Source organism: Salinicoccus hispanicus (assembly GCF_009831115.1).
GTDB lineage: Bacteria > Bacillota > Bacilli > Staphylococcales > Salinicoccaceae > Salinicoccus > Salinicoccus hispanicus.
Map to the genome: position 1 here is coordinate 482,045 of NZ_WUUK01000001.1, position 17,824 is coordinate 499,868.

Sequence of the window (17,824 nt, forward strand, 5' to 3'; positions counted from 1 at the left end):
GGCTTATAAAAGTGTTTTGATCTTGAAAGGATGAAGTAGTTTGGCTAAAAGTGTAGTACTCGCCGAAAAACCTTCTGTGGCAAGAGATATTGCGAAAGTATTGAACTGCCATAGAAAAGGAAATGGATTTATAGAAGGAGATCGTCACATTGTAACGTGGGCCCTCGGTCATCTGGTGACGCTGGCTGATCCTGAAAGCTATGATAGCAAATATAAGACATGGAAGCTTGACGATCTGCCGATGCTGCCGGACCCGCTCAGACTGACGGTCATCAAGAAAGCGGGTGGACAGTTCAATGCAGTCAAGTCGCAACTGCTCAGAAAAGATGTCGATAAAGTCATCATTGCTACAGATGCAGGTCGTGAAGGGGAGCTGGTTGCCCGCTGGATAATCAAAAAAGCGAAAGTGAACAAGCCGATCGAACGTCTGTGGATCTCTTCAGTGACCGACAAGGCAATCAAGGAAGGTTTCGAGAACCTGAAGCCCGGCAAGAATTACGAAAATCTGTATGAAGCGGCAGTGGCGCGCTTTGAGGCCGACTGGTATATCGGTCTGAATGCCTCCCGGGCCCTGACGACGAAGTTCAATGCCCAGCTCAACTGCGGGCGCGTCCAGACGCCGACACTCGCCATGATAGAGAGCAGGGAAGAGGAGATCAGGAATTTCAACCCGAAAACCTACTATGGTGTCGAGATCATCACAGATGATCTCAAGCTGACATGGCAGGATGATAAAGGAAATAGCAGAAGCTTTGATAAGGAAAAGATCGATGCCATTGCCGACAGGACGGATGGCAATGTGATGACGGTCGACTCTGTCGAGAAGAAGCCGAAGAAGACATTTGCACCTGGCCTGTATGATCTGACTGAGCTTCAAAGGGATGCCAACAAGCAGTTCGGATTTTCTGCAAAGGAGACATTGAATGTACTCCAGGGCCTATACGAGCGGCATAAAGTGGTCACCTACCCAAGGACTGACTCAAGATATCTGTCGCAGGATATTGTTCCGACGTTGCCTGAAAGACTGAAAGCATGTGGCATCGGTGACTATCGTGCCACAGCAACCCGTATTCTAAGAGGCAAGATCCAGGCAAACAAGTCGTTTGTCGACGACAGCAAGGTCAGTGATCACCATGCCATCATCCCCACTGAAAATCATGTTCATATGAGCGACTTCAATGAAAAGGAACGTAGACTATATGATCTGATCATCAAAAGATTCCTTGCGGTCCTGTTGCCTCCACATGAGTTCGAGCAGGTCACTGTAAAAGCCAATGCCGGCAGTGAAACGTTTACCGCCAGAGGCAGAACCGTCCAGAAGGAAGGCTGGAAAGCCGCCTATTCAAACAAATATGAGGACGAGGTGCAGGATGACATCAAAGACCAGCATCTGCCCCAGTTGAAAAAAGGAGACACTCTTAATGTTCTGCGTATCAGCGGAACATCAGGCCAGACGAGTGCGCCTGCACGCTTCACTGAAGCGACCTTGCTGTCAGCCATGGAGAGTCCAGCCAAGTACATGGAAGTGCAGGATAGGAAGCTGAAGGAAATACTGGATTCCACTGGTGGCCTTGGTACCGTTGCAACACGTGCGGACATCATTGATAAGCTGTTCAACGCATTCATGATCGAGAAGAATGGACAATCAATCAAAATTACATCAAAAGGCAGACAGCTGCTTGATCTTGTACCGGATGCGCTCAAATCACCTGCGACGACGGCAGTATGGGAACAGAAACTTGAAAGCATCGCCAAAGGACGCCTGAAGAAGGAAGATTTCATCCAGGAGATGAAATCTCACACGAAAGAAATTACAAAGGAAATCAAAAACAGCGATAAGAAGTATAAGCACGATAATATTTCCGGCAAGTCTTGCCCTGACTGTGGCAAGCCGCTCCTTGAGGTCAATGGCAAGAAGGGCAAGATGCTCGTCTGCCAGGATAGGGAATGTGGCCACCGTAAAAATGTTGCCAGAGTGACCAATGCCCGCTGTCCAAAATGCAAAAAGAAAATGACGTTGAGCGGAGAAGGCGAAGGTCAGATCTTTACTTGCACATGCGGCCATAGAGAAAAGCTATCAGCATTTGAAGCAAGAAGGAAGAAAGAAGGCCGCGGTAAAGTCGACAAGCGCACTGTCAAAAAGTATATGAAAGAGCAGGAAGCGGACGAGCCGATCAACAACGCACTTGCGGAAAAGCTTAAAGCATTGAATCTCGATAAGTAGTAAAGGGGATGGAATCAATGAAACAGTATATTGTTACAGTGATCAGTTTCGCAGTGATTTTCTTTATCACGATGGTAGTAACGAATATGATATTGGTGCTGTTCATGCCGACGGGAGTCTATAATGCGTGGGAAGTGGCCGGTCAGCACTCCAGCCAGGTTGTTGCCTATGACAGCTTTTCCATGGTGCCAATCATCATCTCAGCAGTTGTTGCTCTTCTGGTCAGTTACTTCTTTTATAGGAAGTTTGCAACAACAACCTCTTAGATGCCAGGTGGATTGTATTTTCAATCATCCTATGGCATAATACCTCGACAAGGTGGGACGAAGACAGGATAATGTTGCCACCTTGGAAAAAGGAGAGGTACTTTGACACGTTGTAGCAGTTGTCATGAAAACTGGAGCGCCAGTTCAGTACTTAAGCGATATACTGCAATTGCACCGGGCATGGCATGTCCGTCATGCGGTCAGATGCAGTATCTGTCCGAGAAATACAGGAAACGCAGCCTGATGGCCATGCTGCTGATTCCGTTATTGATGTTGATTCCAGCTTTCTTCGACATTTCAATTGCAGCCATGTCGCTATTGATCATAGCGGGATTTGCCGCAATTGCAGTCATCCATCTGTTCACCATCGAGCTGACGGGTGAGGATGGGGTATGGCGTAGAAGTCTGGTCGAATAGATTGAACGAACCACTAGACAGGGGTTGCCGAGCGGCAATCCTTGTCTTTTTTATGAAATGATCCAGTGGTCAAGGGCATCAACCGGAAGGATCTGTGTACATTTTTGATATAATTGGTGGACTACGCTACGATAAAGGGGAAGACATCATGGATATGGAAGCACTTTACGAAATGGCAAAACAGAAACTGAACACCAGAAGGACGAGCCGGCATGGCAAGATAGGGCATGTGGCTGCAGCCCTCGAAACTGCAGCAGGCAACATCTATACAGGAGTGGCCATGGACTTGCCATCCTCCATCGGATTCTGTGCAGAGCATTCTGCCATTGCAGCCATGGTGACGGCTGGCGAACAGGATATAGAAAGAATCATCGCTGTATATGAAGATGGGTCCATAATGCCACCATGCGGCAGATGCCGAGAGCTGATGAATCAGGTCGGTGAAAATAACTATGAATGTGAGATCGGGCTGCCTGATCGAGTAATGCAGTTGAAAGACCTGCTCCCTGAGCGATGGGATCTCAAATATTTGTAGACAGATGACTGGCAGAAATTATTTTATTACAGAACTATCAGAGGGAAAGGTGGGAAAAAATGGCACATTTCAATGAAATCAACACTACGGCACAAGGCAATACGAAAAAACTGCAAAAGAGCATTCCCGACACGATGAAAAGCTTCAAGAATCTTCAGGATGCAGCCTATGCACCAGGTGCATTGGATAAGAAGACGAAGGAATTTGCGGCATTGGCCTATGCCATTGCAGATAAATGTGAAGGATGCATCGGCAATCATGTCAATAAATTGATCAAACTCGGTGCTTCACGTGAAGAAATTGCGGAAATTGCCGGTGTCGCCATCGTCATGGGCGGTGGCCCAGGCAGTGTATACGGTGGCAAGGCACTGCAGGCATACGATGATGCAATGGAAGATCAATGATTGAGCGCGCAGTTCAGACCGATATTGAATATCTCGTAGAGCTTGCTGTGAAGCTTTGGCCAGGGAGCAGCAGGAATGAACTGGAAAGTGACTTTGATGGCTTTATTTCAAGTGCCGACAATGCCATGTTCCTAGCCAGGGCTGATGACTTGGTGCTCGGATTTGCACACTGCAGTCTGCGGAGGGACTATGTCGCAGGCGCAGAGAGCTCTCCTGCAGGGTATCTTGAAGGCATCTATGTAGATGAAGCCGAGAGATATAAAGGTCATGCGAGAAAACTCGTCGAAGCGTGTGAACAGTGGGCCAGGGACAAAGGATGTTCAGATTTTGCCAGCGATTGTCTCCATGATAATTCAGCAAGCATTGAAATGCATCAGCATCTCGGCTTCGATGAAGTGGAAAGAACGATTTCATTCCATAAAAAACTATGATCTGATCAAAAAGACCAGCGAATGGAAATCATCCGCTGGTCTTTGGATTGTCTATCAATCTTATCCTCTATAGGCCTCTTCCAAAGCCGCTATATCAAACTTCTTCATTTTCAGGAAGGCTTCCGTCACTCTATTGATCTGTTCACGGGATCCGTTGGCCATCATTTCCTCCATGACAGTCGGATAGATCTGCCAGGAAACACCAAATCTATCCTTCAGCCAGCCACATTGCTCACTTTCAGGAACAGCTGATAGTTCTTCCCAGTAGTAGTCGATTTCCTGCTGATCTCTACATTGGACCATGAGGGATACAGCTTCATTGAAATTAAAATCATGTTCTCCGGCGCTGTCCATGGCAGAAAACCATTGCTGGCCCAACCTGAAATCCCCATACATTACGGTACCCTTCTGATGAGGGGGCATATCATCTGGGTATTGAGCAATTTCTCCAACTTCTGAATCCGGGAAAATAGAAACGTAGTATTCGATGGCTTCTTCTGCTTTTCCATGATTTTTTCCTACGAACATCAAGGCAGGGACCACATTCACATGTTCAGGCCCGGAAGGGTCTGACAGTATCAGCTGCCAGGTTACTCCGTACTTATCCTGTACCCAGCCATACTTGCTGCTGAAGGGGTAAGAGTCGAGCGGCATCAGAGCAGTGCCGCCAGCCATCAGTCTGTTCCATGTGGATTCCAGTTTTTCCGACGCCGCTTCATCTGATGCAGAATTGAATAGAAGCATGAATGAAATGGAAGGGTTCAGCGTAAAGTAGGGACCGGCACTGATGGCCATGAATTTGTAGTCCATCAGTGTGAATGAAAGTGATGGTGTATCTCCCGAAGGCGTATCTTCCAGAAACGTTTTTACATTCGTTTTTGATTGCGGAAATACGGACGTGTAGAAATCCACTGCTTCTTCTGCCTGGGTGTCGAACCACAGATGGGGTACAATATGCTGACTTTTCATTTTAAATCCCTCCAGACTCTTTGCCATTATTATATCAGCTTCAAGAGTAATGATACACTAATGTGGAAGAGGGATTACGCAAAAAGCATTTGGTTGGAATTGGAAAAGGACGACATCATATTCCACCTATTTTCTCAACAAAAATTCACAGATGATCATGTTTTGGTTTTTTGAATAAAAATCTTCGAAGCAGCCATGATAAATACATGCACACCTGAAAGCGCACTAATTCATTGCAGTGGCAGTGTCTTAGTGGTAAATTTAATTGGAAAGAGACTTTGATAAAAGGGGTTTATGCATGCCTAATATTATAAATATCGATAGCCTGGAAGAGGCTCAGGCGCTTATCGGTGCAAACGATCAGCATATTACATTTCTCGAAGAGGAATTTGATGTCACTATTCATACTCTCGGCAATGAGATCACCGTGGGTGGTGAGAGTGATGAAAATGTCGAATTGACAGAAGATGTGCTGATCAATCTGCTGAAAATCATTCAGAGGGGGATGTCCATCAACCTGAGGGATGTCCAGTCTGCTGCAATGATGGCAAGAAAAGGTACGATCGAGTACCTTGCAGATCTTTATAATGAAGAAATCGCCCGGGACATAAAAGGCAAGGGTATCCGTGCCAAGACGACCGGACAGCGTCTCTATATTGAAAACATCAAGCGGACTGATCTGACTTTCGGAATTGGTCCAGCGGGTACCGGAAAGACGTTCCTGGCTGTTGTACTGGCATGTCAGATGCTCCGTGAGAACAGCGTGAAACGTATCGTACTCACAAGACCAGCCGTCGAAGCGGGCGAGAATCTCGGTTTCCTGCCGGGAGACCTGAAGGAAAAGGTGGATCCGTACTTGAGACCACTATACGATGGTCTGCATACCGTCCTTGGTGCAGAACAGACGGATCGTCTGATCGAACGTGGTGTCATCGAAGTTGCGCCTCTCGCCTATATGCGCGGTCGTACATTGAACGAGGCATTTGTCATTCTGGATGAAGCGCAGAATACGACTGAAATGCAGATGAAGATGTTCCTGACACGTCTCGGTTTCGGTTCAAAAATGGTCGTTACAGGGGACGAAACACAGATTGACCTTCCGGGTTCAACGAAAAGCGGACTGGTCGAGTCGGTACGTCTTTTGAATAATGTAAATGGCATCTCCATAAATAAAATGGATGAATCGGATGTTGTCCGCCATCCGCTTGTTTCCAAAATTATAAAAGCATATGAAAAGGAGTGAGCATCATGATCAACGTGGATTTTCTGGATGATGATGGCTTTGCCGATGAAAAAGAGAAAAGTGAGATTGAATCCCTGATCCAGTTTGCATACGACCATCTTGATGAGAAAGATGATGCGGAAGTCAGCATCTCGTTTGTCGATCAGGAAGAGATTCAGAGCATCAACCGCGACTATCGCAACAAGGATGCGGTAACGGATGTCATCAGTTTCGCCATGGAGGATGAGGAGGACAACCTGATTCATGAAGAAGCATTGCGTACACTTGGCGACATCATCATCTGTACGGATCGTGCGAGTGAGCAGGCCAAGGATTATGGGCACAGCTACAAGCGTGAGCTGATGTTCCTCAGCCTGCATGGTTTCCTGCACCTCCTCGGATATGATCATATGGAAGCGGAAGAGGAAAAGGAAATGAATGGCCTGCAGGATGAAATACTCGAAGCTTTCGGTATCACCAGAGAAGATTGATATGAGGCTGTTCAATAGGTTCAAGTACGCTGCCATGGGCATACGCTGGCTGGTCGGCAAAGACAATCATTTCATCATCCACTTCCTGCTGGCCGCTGTCACTGTGGTGGCCGGCGCAATACTGATGATTGAACGCATCGAATGGCTTTTCATCGTCAGCGCAATCTTTATGGTACTGATTGCCGAAGCTTTGAATACATCCATTGAAGCGTCTGTGGACCTTGCAACAGATGTGTACCATCCGCTGGCGAAAGCAGCCAAGGATGCAGGAGCGGCAGCAGTGCTGCTGTCTTCACTCTACGCGATCATTGTCGCGTTGTTTATTTTTTTACCTTATATGCTTTAGCGAGGAGATGTTGTTGTGAACGACGGAATATTTAAAGAAGAATGGCTTGAAGAGGTCAAAGTGGCCCAGAGCAGGGCATACACCCCATACTCGAAATTCAACGTAGGAGCACTGCTTGTTACAGAAGACGACCAGTATATATATGGTGCCAACATCGAAAATGCGGCATATCCTGCAACAATCTGCGCAGAACGCAGTGCGCTGGTGAGTGCCTATTCGAATGATATAAGGAAATTCAAGGCCATAGTGGTCATCACGGATTCAAAAGAACCTTCCAGCCCCTGCGGCACTTGCAGGCAGGTCATGAAGGAACTTTGTGAAGATGACATGCCGGTATACCTTGTGAGTCATGCCGGCGAGGTGATCAGGCGGACAGTGGATGATCTGCTGCCGCTCGGCTTTTCAGGAAAGGATATGGAATAATGACGGAAAATGAATTCAAATCGGGCTTTGTCAGTATCATTGGACGCCCGAACGTAGGTAAATCAACATTTATGAATAAAGTGCTGGGACAGAAGATTGCCATCATGTCGGACAAGCCCCAGACGACAAGAAACAAGATCCAGGGGGTTCATACGACTGAAACCAGTCAGATGATCTTCATCGATACACCGGGAATCCACAAACCGAAGCACCAGCTCGGAGAACATATGATGAAGGTGGCCAGGAATACGCTGAGGGAAACGGAAGCAATCCTGTTCCTCATCAATGTTTCCGAAGAGATCGGCCGCGGTGACGAATACATCATCGAAATGCTCAGAAACACGAGCACTCCAATCATCCTGGTGCTCAACAAGATAGATCTTGTGCACCCGGATAAGCTGATCCAGCAGATCGAGGTATATAAGGACAAGCTGCCTTTCTCGGATATTGTGCCGATTTCAGCTTTGCAGGGCAATAACGTCGACAAGCTGCTCGAAGTCCTTGAAACCTATCTTCCTGAAGGTCCGATGTACTATCCTGAAGACAGGATCACCGACCACCCCGAGCACTTCATCGTCAGCGAACTGATCCGTGAGAAAGCACTGCATCTGACAAGCCAGGAGATTCCGCATGCCATCGGTGTCGAAGTCGAGCGTATGAAGGAGAACGATCAGGGCGTCGTCCACGTCCAGGCGACCATCTACGTTGAGCGCGACTCGCAAAAAGGCATGGTCATCGGCAAGCAGGGCAAGATGCTCAAGGAGATTGGCCAGCTCGCCCGCATGGATATCCAAAATCTGCTGGGCAGCCAGGTCTACCTGGAACTGTGGGTCAAAGTCCAGAAGGACTGGCGGAATAAATCACAATTCATCCGTTCACTCGGCTATCGTGACGAGGAGTACTAGAACACAGGATGATATATCAGCAGAAAGGTGTAATGATCCGGCAGGCCAACTACAGTGAATCCAGCCGGATCATTACCGTACTGACAGAAGATGGCAGCCAGGTGCCTCTGATGTCGAGAGGCTTCAATAAGCCTAAAAGCCCGTTCATTGTCCTCAGACAGGGTATAAAGGAAGCGCTGTTCACATACAACCGTTTCAAAGGCATGGGTACACTCAATGAGGTCGATGTCATCCAGCCTTTCAAGAAAGTGAATGGCGATTTTACGGTATACACTTATGGTTCATATATTATGGAGCTCATTACGCACGCACTGGAAGAGGATATGAAACAGGACAGTTTCTATCGCCTGCTGATCCGGTCGCTCGGACTACTGGAAGGGGAAAGCGAACCGGCTGGCGTCACGGCATTCACTGGTATCAAGATGCTGCCGTACTATGGTGGCCAGATCAATGTCGACGAATGCGCAGTCTGCGGCACGCGGGACCGGTCGCTGTTCACACACTACTCATTCAGCCATCACAGTGTCATCTGCGCACGATGCATCAATGAAGAGATAAAAGGGATTGTACCCATCAGCAACCGGGTTCTCTATCTGGCCGGCTATATGAAGCATGTACCGATCGATAATGTTGAATCCGTCAACATTTCAAAGGAGAATGGCAGGCTGCTGCTGTCATTCATTGAAATGATCTATGACGAATATACCGGCGTCTACTTCAAATCGAGACGACTGATCAAATCGATGGAGGACGCCGGCCAGTAGTATCCATTGCAAAAAGGCAAAACAAATAAGGAATCCCGGGGGCTGCCCCGGGATTCCTTATTCTTATCTAGTATTTGATTTTCTGTTTCAGGAAGTCATTCAGTTCATCGATTGCTACACGTGTCTGCTCCATCGTGTCACGATCCCTCACTGTCACTTTATTGTCCTCGAGGGAATCAAAATCGAATGTGATGCAGTATGGTGTACCGATTTCATCCTGGCGTCTGTAACGCTTGCCGATGGACTGGGATTCATCGAATTCGACGTTGAATTCGCCGGCAATCTTTTCGTACACTTTGATTGCGTCCCCGCTCAATTTCTTGGACAGCGGCAATACAGCGGCCTTGAATGGCGCCAGTTGCGGATGGAATCTCAGTACAGTACGGGACTCGCCATTGTCCATCTCCTCTTCATCATATGCATCGCACAGGAAGGCGAGGGCCACACGATCAAGTCCAAGTGAAGGTTCGATGCAGTATGGAATATACTTCTCACCTGTCTCCTGGTCATGGTAGGTGAAGTCTTCATTGGAATGCTCCATATGCTGACGCAGGTCGAAGTCGGTACGGCTCGCGATGCCCCAGAGTTCGCCCCAGCCGAATGGGAACTTATACTCGATATCCGTTGTCGCATTGGAGTAGTGGCTCAGTTCATCCGAGTCATGGTCGCGCAGTCTCGTATTGTCATCGGACATGTTCAATTCCTGCAGCCATTTGACAGCAAAGTCCTTCCAGTAGTTCTGCCACTCTATTTCAGTTCCCGGCTTGCAGAAGAACTCGAGCTCCATCTGATCGAATTCACGCGTCCTGAATGTGAAGTTGCCTGGTGTGATCTCATTACGGAATGATTTTCCGACCTGACCGATACCAAACGGCAGCTTCTTGCGCATTGTACGCTGTGCATTCTTGTAGTTGACGAATATGCCCTGCGCCGTTTCCGGTCTCAGGAAGATTTCGTTTGTGGAGGATTCTGTTACACCCTGGAATGTCTTGAACATCAGGTTGAACTGTCTGATGTCGGTGTAGTTATGTGCCCCACAGATCGGGCATGTGATATTACGCTCATCGATGATGCGCTTCATCTCATCAAAGCCGAGGCCGTCTGCTACGAAAGAATCGTCTTCCTTCTGGATGACATCTTCGATCAGCTTGTCTGCACGATGCCTCGATTTGCATTCCTTGCAGTCGATCATCGGGTCATTGAAGTTGCCGAGGTGTCCGGATGCTTCCCATGTTTTCGGGTTCATCAGGATGGCTGCATCCAGTCCGACATTGTACGGGGATTCCTGGATGAATTTCTTCCACCATGCCTGCTTGACGTTGTTTTTCAGCTCGACACCAAGTGGACCGTAGTCCCAGGTATTTGCAAGCCCTCCATAGATTTCACTGCCTGGAAAGACAAAACCTCTTGTCTTGGCCAGGTTTACAATTGTTTCCATTTCCATTCTGTTCGACTCCTTACATTTGAAATTGGGTCAAGTATGGTCGATAAATAACAAACGTCCCCGGATAACAGTACTGTTATCCGGGGACGAGCATAGCCCGCGGTTCCACCCCAATTAGTGTAAACACTCCGCTTTTATATTTATCTGTAAGATCATATGCCAGTTCAATGTTAAGCTCGCACCATCCTTAACTCGCTTCAATAACATTATAGCCACTGTACAACTATTGTGCAATCTTTTGTCGATATTTCTTTATTCGTCTGAATGTATTATAATTGGGTATGTTGGGAGTGAGGGCATGGAACTGAATGAGAGACAAGAAAAAATACTCAAAATTGTAAAACAGCATGGACCGATCACTGGCAGCAAGATAGCTGAGCAGCTGTCTCTGACACGCGCAACGCTCAGGCCGGACCTCGCAATACTGACCATGTCCGGGTATCTCGATGCACGCCCGCGCGTCGGCTATTTCTATACCGGCAAGGAAACGGAAGAAGTCATGACTTCGAAGATCCGCAATATTCTGGTGAGCGAAGTGCAGAGTATACCGATTCTGATCAAAGAGGATACTTCCATCTATGAAGCGATCGTCAAGATGTTTCTGGAAGATGTCGGTACACTTTATGCCATCGATGAAAGAAGGGGGCTTGCCGGGGTCATCTCACGTAAAGATCTGCTGAGGGGCACGATGGGGGCAAATGATATAGAAAAGACGCCTGTCAGCGTCATCATGACACGCAAGCCGAATATCACGATATGCTATCCGAACGACCTGCTGGTATATGCTGCGAACCAGCTGATAGAGAAGCAGATCGACTCACTGCCGGTTGTTGAAACACAGGACGGCATCGATCAGGTGATCGGCAGGGTGACCAAGACGACCATTACAAGGGTATTTGTCAATCTCATGGAATAAGGAAGTGTTTTAATGTCGAATATTAAAGTGATCATCGCTTCGGATTCAGTAGGTGAAACCGGTGAGCTTGTGGCCAAGGCATGCCTGTCACAGTTCAACATTGAAGAATCCGATGACGTGCTGATCAGATATCCATATATAGAGAGTGAAGATAATGTGGATGATGTCATCGATCTTGCCAGGAGCAAGAAAGCGATTGTCGTATTTACAATCATCACGCCTGAACTCAGAAAGTACATCAAGCAGGAACTGATTGCTGAAAACGTGCCATCAGTCGATATCATGGGACCACTCATGAACATCCTTGAAGGACAGTCGGAAGAAGCGCCATATTATGAACCAGGCCGCGTACACCGTCTGGATGAAGACTACTTCAAGAAGATCGAAGCTATTGAATTCGCGGTCAAATATGATGACGGCAAGGATGCCAGTGGACTGGACAAGGCGGATATCGTGCTGATCGGTGTGTCCAGAACTTCCAAAACACCGCTCTCACAGTATCTTGCCCATAAGAAGTACAAGGTGATGAACGTACCACTCATGCCTGAAGTCACACCGGCTAGAGAGCTTTTTGAAGTGGATCCGAAAAAATGTGTCGGACTGAAGATCAATCCGGTATCTCTGAACAAGATCAGAAAAGAGAGACTGGCACAGCTCGGTCTGAAAGATACAGCAAGCTATGCCAATGACCAGCGGATCCAGGAGGAGCTCGAGTATTTCAATGAAGTGGTCGGCAAGATCGGTTGTCCGGTCATTGATGTATCCGAAAAGGCGATTGAAGAAACAGCCAATCAGATTATGAACTATGTCGAAGGACGATCAGATATTAAGGGATGATGTGATTGAGAATATCAGATGAAACAGTAGAAGCAGTTAAACAGGGGACCGACATCACCGAACTGGTTTCCAGTTATATCAAACTGGAAAAGCGCGGGCGAAACTATGTCGGTCTCTGCCCGTTCCATAATGAAAAGACACCGTCCTTTACAGTCAGTCCGGATAAGCAGATATGCCATTGCTTCGGCTGCAAAAAGGGGGGCAACGTGTTCCAGTTCTATATGGAAGTTGAGAACATATCGTTTGCTGAAGCGGTCCGCAAGCTCGGCAAGCCGCTTGGAGTCGAGATTGCTGCTTCCGAAGAAGGCGCCAGTGACAGTGAGATGCAGCTCATCAGGATCCATGAATATATGACGGATCTCTACCATCACATTCTCATGCATACAAAAGAGGGCGAGAGTGCACTCGAGTATCTTGAGGACAGGGGATTCACATCCGAGATCATCCGCAAGGAAAAGATTGGCATCGCGCCCGACATGCGGGATTTCACCAAAAATGCGCTTTCTGACAAAGGGTTCAGTCTGGAACTTGCCTTCCAGGCCGGAATCATTTCCAGAAATGAAGAGAATTTCTCCTATTATGATCGGTTCAATGGCAGAATAATGATTCCGATCCGCAATCACCAGGGCTATATCGTCGGTTACACCGCACGCAGTGTGGACGGACGGGAACCAAAATACCTCAATACACCGGAGACTTCCATTTTTCAGAAGAGGCGTCTCCTCTATAACTTGAGCGATGCCCGCAAAGATATCAGAAAACAGGATGAAGTCATTCTGATGGAGGGTCACCTGGACATTGTCAAAGTGAAAATGACGAGTGTAGGCAATGTCATCGGCCTGATGGGTACTGCGCTCAGTGAGCAGCATATCCAGTCGCTGACCCGTCTGGCGTCAAATGTCACCCTGATGTTCGATGGGGACGATGCCGGACAGAGTGCACAGCTGTCGCTTGGCGGTGACCTGCTCGAAGCCGGGCTCAATGTCTTCGTCATTTCCATGCCAAAAGGTATGGATCCGGACGAATATATCGAAAAGAATGGGAAAACAGCTTTCGAAAATCTCGTCAAAAATGAAAAACGGCACTATATCCACTTCAAGGCGGAATATCTGCTTGAAGAGAGCATGAACAATGATATGGCTTTTTCAAATAATATCCGTACTTTGACAGAGCATCTTAAACATGTCAGAGATCAGGTGATCAAGGATCGGCTGATCCAGCATATCAGCCAGCTCTATAAAGTGGACCGCCAGTCGATCGAGCAGAATGTGCCTGCATCTGCAGGCGGATATGCATCAAGACCAAGAGAGCAGGCGCGGCCCCAGCAGCTGCCGCTCCGGGAACGTAAGGAACGCTACCTTCTCCGTACCTTGATGAAAGATAGAAGCCTCTTGGTGAATTTCCAGAAGAATATAAGCGAAGAAGTATTAACCACACCTGTTTATTATGTTATATTTAGAGGGTTGTGCAGATATTTTGACAGATACGATGATTTTGATTTATCATCGTTCAGCCAGTATATTGAAGGAGAGCATTTCAGTACTGCGATGGAAATCGACGCTCTGGTCATCCATGACGATATCACGAGTGAAGAAGTCAATGATTATATAGAAGACTTAAGTGGTATTAGGAATAGTGAGAAAGAGAAGCAGCTTCTGCTTCTCAAGCTTCAGGATGCAGAGAACAGCAATGACGATGAACTCCAGGCAAAATTGGTACACCAGTTGAACGAAATTAACAGTCGCTATAAAAGGTGAGTGTGAAGTCTGAATAGGAGGGCTTTAAATGGCAGACAAAAACATACAGACAACCGAAACGAAAGATGTCGAACTGTTCACTTCAGTAGAACAAGTCAAAAATCATCTCGTAGAGAAAGGGAAGACACAAGGTCATCTATCCCACGAAGAGATTGCAGATAAATTGTCCAGTTTCGAGCTGGACGCAGATGCAATGGACGAGTTTTTCGACGAAATCAATGAACATGACATCCAGCTGATCAATGAAAAGGATGCGACGGATGCAGACGAAAAACTGAATCTGCATGATATGAGTGCACCACCGGGTGTGAAGATCAACGATCCTGTCAGAATGTACCTCAAGGAAATTGGACGTGTGGATCTTTTGAGTGCCCAGGAAGAAATTGAATTGGCAAAGCGCATCGAACAGGGTGACGAAGTGGCCAAAAGCCGCCTGGCTGAAGCCAACCTCCGACTCGTAGTCAGCATTGCCAAACGTTATGTAGGACGCGGCATGCTGTTCCTCGACCTGATCCAGGAAGGCAACATGGGTCTGATCAAGGCAGTTGAGAAGTTCGACTTCTCCAAAGGCTTCAAATTCTCCACTTATGCAACATGGTGGATCAGACAGGCAATCACACGTGCGATTGCCGACCAGGCACGTACAATCCGTATACCTGTCCACATGGTCGAGACAATCAACAAGCTGATCCGTGTGCAGCGCCAGCTGCTCCAGGACCTTGGCCGGGAGCCGATACCTGAAGAGATTGGTGAGGAAATGGATTTGCCTGCTGAGAAAGTCAGGGAAATTCTCAAGATTGCACAGGAGCCCGTATCCCTTGAAACACCGATCGGCGAAGAGGATGACAGCCATCTTGGTGATTTCATCGAGGACCAGGAAGCTCAGAGCCCATCCGATCATGCAGCATACGAACTGCTGAAGGAACAGCTCGAAGATGTACTTGATACGCTTACAGATCGTGAGGAGAACGTTCTCAGGCTCAGATTTGGTCTGGATGACGGCAGAACCCGCACACTTGAGGAAGTTGGAAAAGTATTTGGAGTCACACGCGAGCGGATCAGACAGATTGAAGCAAAAGCTCTGAGAAAACTGAGACATCCAAGCAGAAGCAAGAGATTGAAAGATTTCATGGACTGATTGAGCGGTTCCAGCGGTGAAATTTTTCAGAAAAAATCTTTTGACTTTACTCATATTTAATATACAATTATATATGTGAATATGTATATGGATATATATTAGGGAGGTTGTTTTATGAATCGTAATCCGATCGTGCCTTTTATACTTATCATCTTTCTCGGCATCGGCCTTGTTTTCCTGCTCTCCTCTCAAGGAGCGACTTCTGACGAAGAAGGCGAAGGCGAAGATGTTGCGAGCGAAGAAGGTAGTGAAGGTGGAGAAGGCGGCGAGGAAGCTTCTTCTGGAGACTTTGATGCTGAAGGATATGCACGTGACAACTGTGCTTCATGTCACGGACAGGACTTCTCGGGCGGAATGGGTCCTGCACTTGCAGGAACTGGTCTTTCTGAGGAAGAGTTCGCTAGTACAGTAAGAGAAGGTCCAGGTTCAATGCCTGCATTCAGCGAAGATCAAGTCGCAGATGAAGAACTGACTGCACTGCACCAATTCTTCTCGGAACAATAATTTATATTAAACTTCCACACATCCAGTGTGGAAGTTTTTATTTATCTTGGATGGAGGCAATTCAATGCTAGATGCTAGATTACAGAAAGTTTTAGATTTCATCACCGGAGAACGTCTGCTCGACATCGGTTCGGACCATGCCTATCTGCCAATCGAAGCAGTAGGGAAAGGAATCGTCCAGTATGCTATCTGCGGAGAAGTGGTCAAAGGCCCATATGAGTCTACAGTCAGGAATATCGAGAAAGAAAATATGACGGATAGGATCGAAGCAAGGTTCGGATCGGGTCTTGAAGTTGCACGACCTGAAGACGCAGTCGATACTGTCACCATATGCGGAATGGGCGGACCGCTCATTGCAGATATTCTTCAAACCGGTTTCAATCATCTTGGCGGGGTTCCGAGGCTCGTACTTCAAGCGAACACTTATACATATCCGATCAGAAAGGCACTCGTTTCTCTCGGGTATGAAATCATCGAAGAGACAATCATTCAGGATGGACACCACTTCTATGAGATCATCGTGGCGGAAGCAGGGGATGCAGACTATGATGAAGCTGAACTTACTTTTGGACCGATACTGCTCCAAAAGCGTGAAGCAGCGTTTACCCTCAAGCTCGAACGGGAACTGGAACATCAGCAGAACATCTACCGGAATCTTAAGAACAATTCTTCCAATATACAGAGGCTTGAAGAGGTTTCTGATACAATCAATGCATTGAAAGAGGTGCTTGAACTGTGAAGGTAAAAGAGCTGATGGCAATACTTGATGAAATTGCACCATTCAAGGATAGTGAGAAATGGGATAATACAGGGCTTCTTGTCGGTGATGAGGAAGATGAGGTGTCTGGCATACTGACTACCCTCGACTGTGCCCATGCGACGGTCGAGGAGGCCATTGAAGCAGGTGCGAATGTCATCATTGCCCACCACCCGTTAATTTTCCCGGATATTTCCCAGGTTGTCGAAGCAGGGGTCGGAGCAGTGGTTAGAAATCTGATCAGAAATGACATCACTCTTATCGCCATGCATACCAATCTTGATCACCAGCCTGATGGTGTCAGCCATATGATTGCAGATGCACTTGGAGCAGAGGAGACAGAAATACTGATCAAACACGAATATTTCTATAAGAAGCTCCGTGTCAACATATCGAAGGGGGATGTCAGCCAGCTGAAAAAAGATCTTTCAGCAGCAGGGGTCGGTCATCAGGGCGACTACTCGGAATGCTTTTTCGAATACCCGGTCAAAGGGCAGTTCCGTCCAGGTGATAACGCCGATCCATACATCGGTGCTCAAGGTGAACTTGAGCATGTGGACGAATACATCGTGGAAGCCATATTCGAGGCCGCCCATGAAAATCAGGTGATTGATGCACTTGTCGCATCACATCCCTATGAAGAGCCCGTCTATGACGTACTGACATTGAAAAAACCGAGCGACAAGGGTCTCGGTATCAAATTCAGCTATGATGGTACACTGACGGATCTGGTTTCCCTGATCAAGGACAAGACGGGCCACTCTGTGGTCAACGTCGTGGACGGCGGCAGTGACAGCATTCGAAAAGTGGGTATCATCGGCGGAGCAGGTATGAGCTACATTGACGCTGCATTTTCTCAAGATATCGATGTACTGATTACGGGGGATGTGAAATATCATGAAGCCTACGATGCCAAACTGGCTGGAAGATCAATCATTGATGCCGGACACTATATCGAGGCCATCATGGCTCACGGACTGAAGCAGCTGATAGAAAAACGGACCGATATTGATGTCTGTGCCACAACGGTATCCACCAATCCATTTGAATAGCAGAAGAAAGGCCCTGGAAGCG

Annotated in this window: 21 protein-coding genes; 19 read left to right on the forward strand and 2 right to left on the reverse strand. The window is 47.4% G+C overall.

What is annotated here, in order from left to right:
- The first annotated feature begins 40 nt into the window (after nucleotides 1–40).
- The 6 genes from GQ671_RS02395 to aac(6') all read left to right on the forward strand — a co-directional run bounded on the left by GQ671_RS02395 (nucleotide 41) and on the right by aac(6') (nucleotide 4,277).
- Entirely contained in the window at nucleotides 41–2,224 is a 2,184-nt protein-coding gene (locus GQ671_RS02395; protein WP_160652131.1) for a DNA topoisomerase III, read from the forward strand.
- 17 nt (nucleotides 2,225–2,241) lie between these two features.
- Entirely contained in the window at nucleotides 2,242–2,490 is a 249-nt protein-coding gene (locus tag GQ671_RS02400) for a hypothetical protein (RefSeq protein ID WP_160652134.1), read from the forward strand.
- A gap of 102 nt (nucleotides 2,491–2,592) precedes the next feature.
- The gene (locus GQ671_RS02405; RefSeq protein WP_160652137.1) at nucleotides 2,593–2,907 is read left to right on the forward strand and encodes a TIGR04104 family putative zinc finger protein; all 315 of its coding nucleotides are present in this window, start codon (nucleotides 2,593–2,595) and stop codon (nucleotides 2,905–2,907) included.
- A 148-nt stretch (nucleotides 2,908–3,055) separates the two neighbouring features.
- Nucleotides 3,056–3,442, forward strand: coding sequence for a cytidine deaminase family protein (locus GQ671_RS02410; RefSeq protein ID WP_160652140.1), 387 nt, complete (start codon nucleotides 3,056–3,058; stop codon nucleotides 3,440–3,442).
- Nucleotides 3,443–3,501: 59 nt separating this feature from the next.
- Nucleotides 3,502–3,846 carry a carboxymuconolactone decarboxylase family protein gene (locus GQ671_RS02415; RefSeq protein ID WP_160652143.1) on the forward strand — a complete coding sequence of 115 codons (345 nt, stop codon included), beginning with the start codon at nucleotides 3,502–3,504 and terminating at the stop codon, nucleotides 3,844–3,846.
- Nucleotides 3,843–4,277 carry an aminoglycoside 6'-N-acetyltransferase gene (gene aac(6'), locus GQ671_RS02420; RefSeq protein WP_160652146.1) on the forward strand — a complete coding sequence of 145 codons (435 nt, stop codon included), beginning with the start codon at nucleotides 3,843–3,845 and terminating at the stop codon, nucleotides 4,275–4,277. Before GQ671_RS02415 ends, aac(6') begins: the two co-directional genes overlap by 4 nt.
- Before the next feature lie 60 nt (nucleotides 4,278–4,337).
- On the opposite strand, the gene GQ671_RS02425 is transcribed toward aac(6'), so the two are convergent.
- Nucleotides 4,338–5,246 carry a VOC family protein gene (locus tag GQ671_RS02425; protein ID WP_160652149.1) on the reverse strand — a complete coding sequence of 303 codons (909 nt, stop codon included), beginning with the start codon at nucleotides 5,244–5,246 and terminating at the stop codon, nucleotides 4,338–4,340.
- A 298-nt stretch (nucleotides 5,247–5,544) separates the two neighbouring features.
- On the opposite strand from GQ671_RS02425, the gene GQ671_RS02430 reads away from it, so the two are divergent.
- The 6 genes from GQ671_RS02430 to recO are packed head-to-tail and all read left to right on the forward strand — an operon-like array spanning nucleotide 5,545 to nucleotide 9,397.
- A complete protein-coding gene (locus GQ671_RS02430; protein WP_160652152.1) occupies nucleotides 5,545–6,489 on the forward strand; it encodes a PhoH family protein in 945 nt (314 codons plus the stop codon).
- Between the two features lie 5 nt (nucleotides 6,490–6,494).
- On the forward strand, nucleotides 6,495–6,959 hold the full coding sequence (ybeY, locus tag GQ671_RS02435) for an rRNA maturation RNase YbeY (protein WP_160652155.1): 465 nt from the start codon (nucleotides 6,495–6,497) through the stop codon (nucleotides 6,957–6,959).
- Nucleotides 6,919–7,305, forward strand: coding sequence for a diacylglycerol kinase family protein (locus GQ671_RS02440; RefSeq protein WP_246153098.1), 387 nt, complete (start codon nucleotides 6,919–6,921; stop codon nucleotides 7,303–7,305). Before ybeY ends, GQ671_RS02440 begins: the two co-directional genes overlap by 41 nt.
- 15 nt (nucleotides 7,306–7,320) lie before the next feature.
- Entirely contained in the window at nucleotides 7,321–7,728 is a 408-nt protein-coding gene (cdd, locus tag GQ671_RS02445) for a cytidine deaminase (protein ID WP_160652158.1), read from the forward strand.
- A complete protein-coding gene (gene era / locus GQ671_RS02450) occupies nucleotides 7,728–8,633 on the forward strand; it encodes a GTPase Era (RefSeq protein ID WP_160652161.1) in 906 nt (301 codons plus the stop codon). The genes cdd and era overlap by 1 nt, the downstream gene beginning before the upstream one ends.
- 8 nt (nucleotides 8,634–8,641) lie before the next feature.
- A complete protein-coding gene (recO, locus tag GQ671_RS02455; RefSeq protein ID WP_160652164.1) occupies nucleotides 8,642–9,397 on the forward strand; it encodes a DNA repair protein RecO in 756 nt (251 codons plus the stop codon).
- 67 nt (nucleotides 9,398–9,464) lie between these two features.
- Here the strand turns inward: recO and GQ671_RS02460 are convergent, their stop codons facing one another.
- Nucleotides 9,465–10,841 carry a glycine--tRNA ligase gene (locus GQ671_RS02460; RefSeq protein WP_160652167.1) on the reverse strand — a complete coding sequence of 459 codons (1,377 nt, stop codon included), beginning with the start codon at nucleotides 10,839–10,841 and terminating at the stop codon, nucleotides 9,465–9,467.
- Nucleotides 10,842–11,139: 298 nt separating this feature from the next.
- Here GQ671_RS02460 and GQ671_RS02465 point away from each other — a divergent pair, with 298 nt between their 5' ends.
- From GQ671_RS02465 to GQ671_RS02495, 7 genes are all read left to right on the forward strand, one after another.
- Nucleotides 11,140–11,757 carry a helix-turn-helix transcriptional regulator gene (locus tag GQ671_RS02465; RefSeq protein WP_160652170.1) on the forward strand — a complete coding sequence of 206 codons (618 nt, stop codon included), beginning with the start codon at nucleotides 11,140–11,142 and terminating at the stop codon, nucleotides 11,755–11,757.
- A 12-nt stretch (nucleotides 11,758–11,769) separates the two neighbouring features.
- A complete protein-coding gene (locus GQ671_RS02470) occupies nucleotides 11,770–12,594 on the forward strand; it encodes a pyruvate, water dikinase regulatory protein (RefSeq protein ID WP_160652173.1) in 825 nt (274 codons plus the stop codon).
- A 5-nt stretch (nucleotides 12,595–12,599) separates the two neighbouring features.
- Complete coding sequence (dnaG, locus tag GQ671_RS02475; protein WP_160652176.1) at nucleotides 12,600–14,351, forward strand: DNA primase; 1,752 nt, start codon at nucleotides 12,600–12,602, stop codon at nucleotides 14,349–14,351.
- A gap of 28 nt (nucleotides 14,352–14,379) precedes the next feature.
- Entirely contained in the window at nucleotides 14,380–15,489 is a 1,110-nt protein-coding gene (gene rpoD, locus GQ671_RS02480) for an RNA polymerase sigma factor RpoD (protein ID WP_160652178.1), read from the forward strand.
- Between the two features lie 114 nt (nucleotides 15,490–15,603).
- Nucleotides 15,604–15,993 carry a c-type cytochrome gene (locus GQ671_RS02485; protein WP_160652181.1) on the forward strand — a complete coding sequence of 130 codons (390 nt, stop codon included), beginning with the start codon at nucleotides 15,604–15,606 and terminating at the stop codon, nucleotides 15,991–15,993.
- A gap of 64 nt (nucleotides 15,994–16,057) precedes the next feature.
- Nucleotides 16,058–16,732, forward strand: a complete 675-nt coding sequence (locus GQ671_RS02490; RefSeq protein WP_160652184.1) for a tRNA (adenine(22)-N(1))-methyltransferase — start codon at nucleotides 16,058–16,060, stop codon at nucleotides 16,730–16,732.
- A 14-nt stretch (nucleotides 16,733–16,746) separates the two neighbouring features.
- Complete coding sequence (locus tag GQ671_RS02495; RefSeq protein ID WP_170288631.1) at nucleotides 16,747–17,802, forward strand: Nif3-like dinuclear metal center hexameric protein; 1,056 nt, start codon at nucleotides 16,747–16,749, stop codon at nucleotides 17,800–17,802.
- Nucleotides 17,803–17,824: the final 22 nt, after the last annotated feature.

Bases quoted from the DNA above. Each gene is read 5' to 3' on its own strand.
- ybeY (WP_160652155.1), top strand. From the start codon at position 6,495: ATGATCAACGTGGATTTTCTGGATGATGATGGCTTTGCCGATGAAAAA.
- GQ671_RS02415 (WP_160652143.1), top strand. From the start codon at position 3,502: ATGGCACATTTCAATGAAATCAACACTACGGCACAAGGCAATACGAAA.
- recO (WP_160652164.1), top strand. From the start codon at position 8,642: ATGATATATCAGCAGAAAGGTGTAATGATCCGGCAGGCCAACTACAGT.
- GQ671_RS02425 (WP_160652149.1), bottom strand. From the start codon at position 5,246: ATGAAAAGTCAGCATATTGTACCCCATCTGTGGTTCGACACCCAGGCA.
- GQ671_RS02460 (WP_160652167.1), bottom strand. From the start codon at position 10,841: ATGGAAATGGAAACAATTGTAAACCTGGCCAAGACAAGAGGTTTTGTC.
- GQ671_RS02470 (WP_160652173.1), top strand. From the start codon at position 11,770: ATGTCGAATATTAAAGTGATCATCGCTTCGGATTCAGTAGGTGAAACC.
- GQ671_RS02410 (WP_160652140.1), top strand. From the start codon at position 3,056: ATGGATATGGAAGCACTTTACGAAATGGCAAAACAGAAACTGAACACC.
- GQ671_RS02430 (WP_160652152.1), top strand. From the start codon at position 5,545: ATGCCTAATATTATAAATATCGATAGCCTGGAAGAGGCTCAGGCGCTT.
- GQ671_RS02465 (WP_160652170.1), top strand. From the start codon at position 11,140: ATGGAACTGAATGAGAGACAAGAAAAAATACTCAAAATTGTAAAACAG.
- rpoD (WP_160652178.1), top strand. From the start codon at position 14,380: ATGGCAGACAAAAACATACAGACAACCGAAACGAAAGATGTCGAACTG.
- GQ671_RS02485 (WP_160652181.1), top strand. From the start codon at position 15,604: ATGAATCGTAATCCGATCGTGCCTTTTATACTTATCATCTTTCTCGGC.
- GQ671_RS02490 (WP_160652184.1), top strand. From the start codon at position 16,058: ATGCTAGATGCTAGATTACAGAAAGTTTTAGATTTCATCACCGGAGAA.
- GQ671_RS02400 (WP_160652134.1), top strand. From the start codon at position 2,242: ATGAAACAGTATATTGTTACAGTGATCAGTTTCGCAGTGATTTTCTTT.
- era (WP_160652161.1), top strand. From the start codon at position 7,728: ATGACGGAAAATGAATTCAAATCGGGCTTTGTCAGTATCATTGGACGC.
- GQ671_RS02440 (WP_246153098.1), top strand. From the start codon at position 6,919: ATGAAATACTCGAAGCTTTCGGTATCACCAGAGAAGATTGATATGAGG.
- GQ671_RS02495 (WP_170288631.1), top strand. From the start codon at position 16,747: ATGGCAATACTTGATGAAATTGCACCATTCAAGGATAGTGAGAAATGG.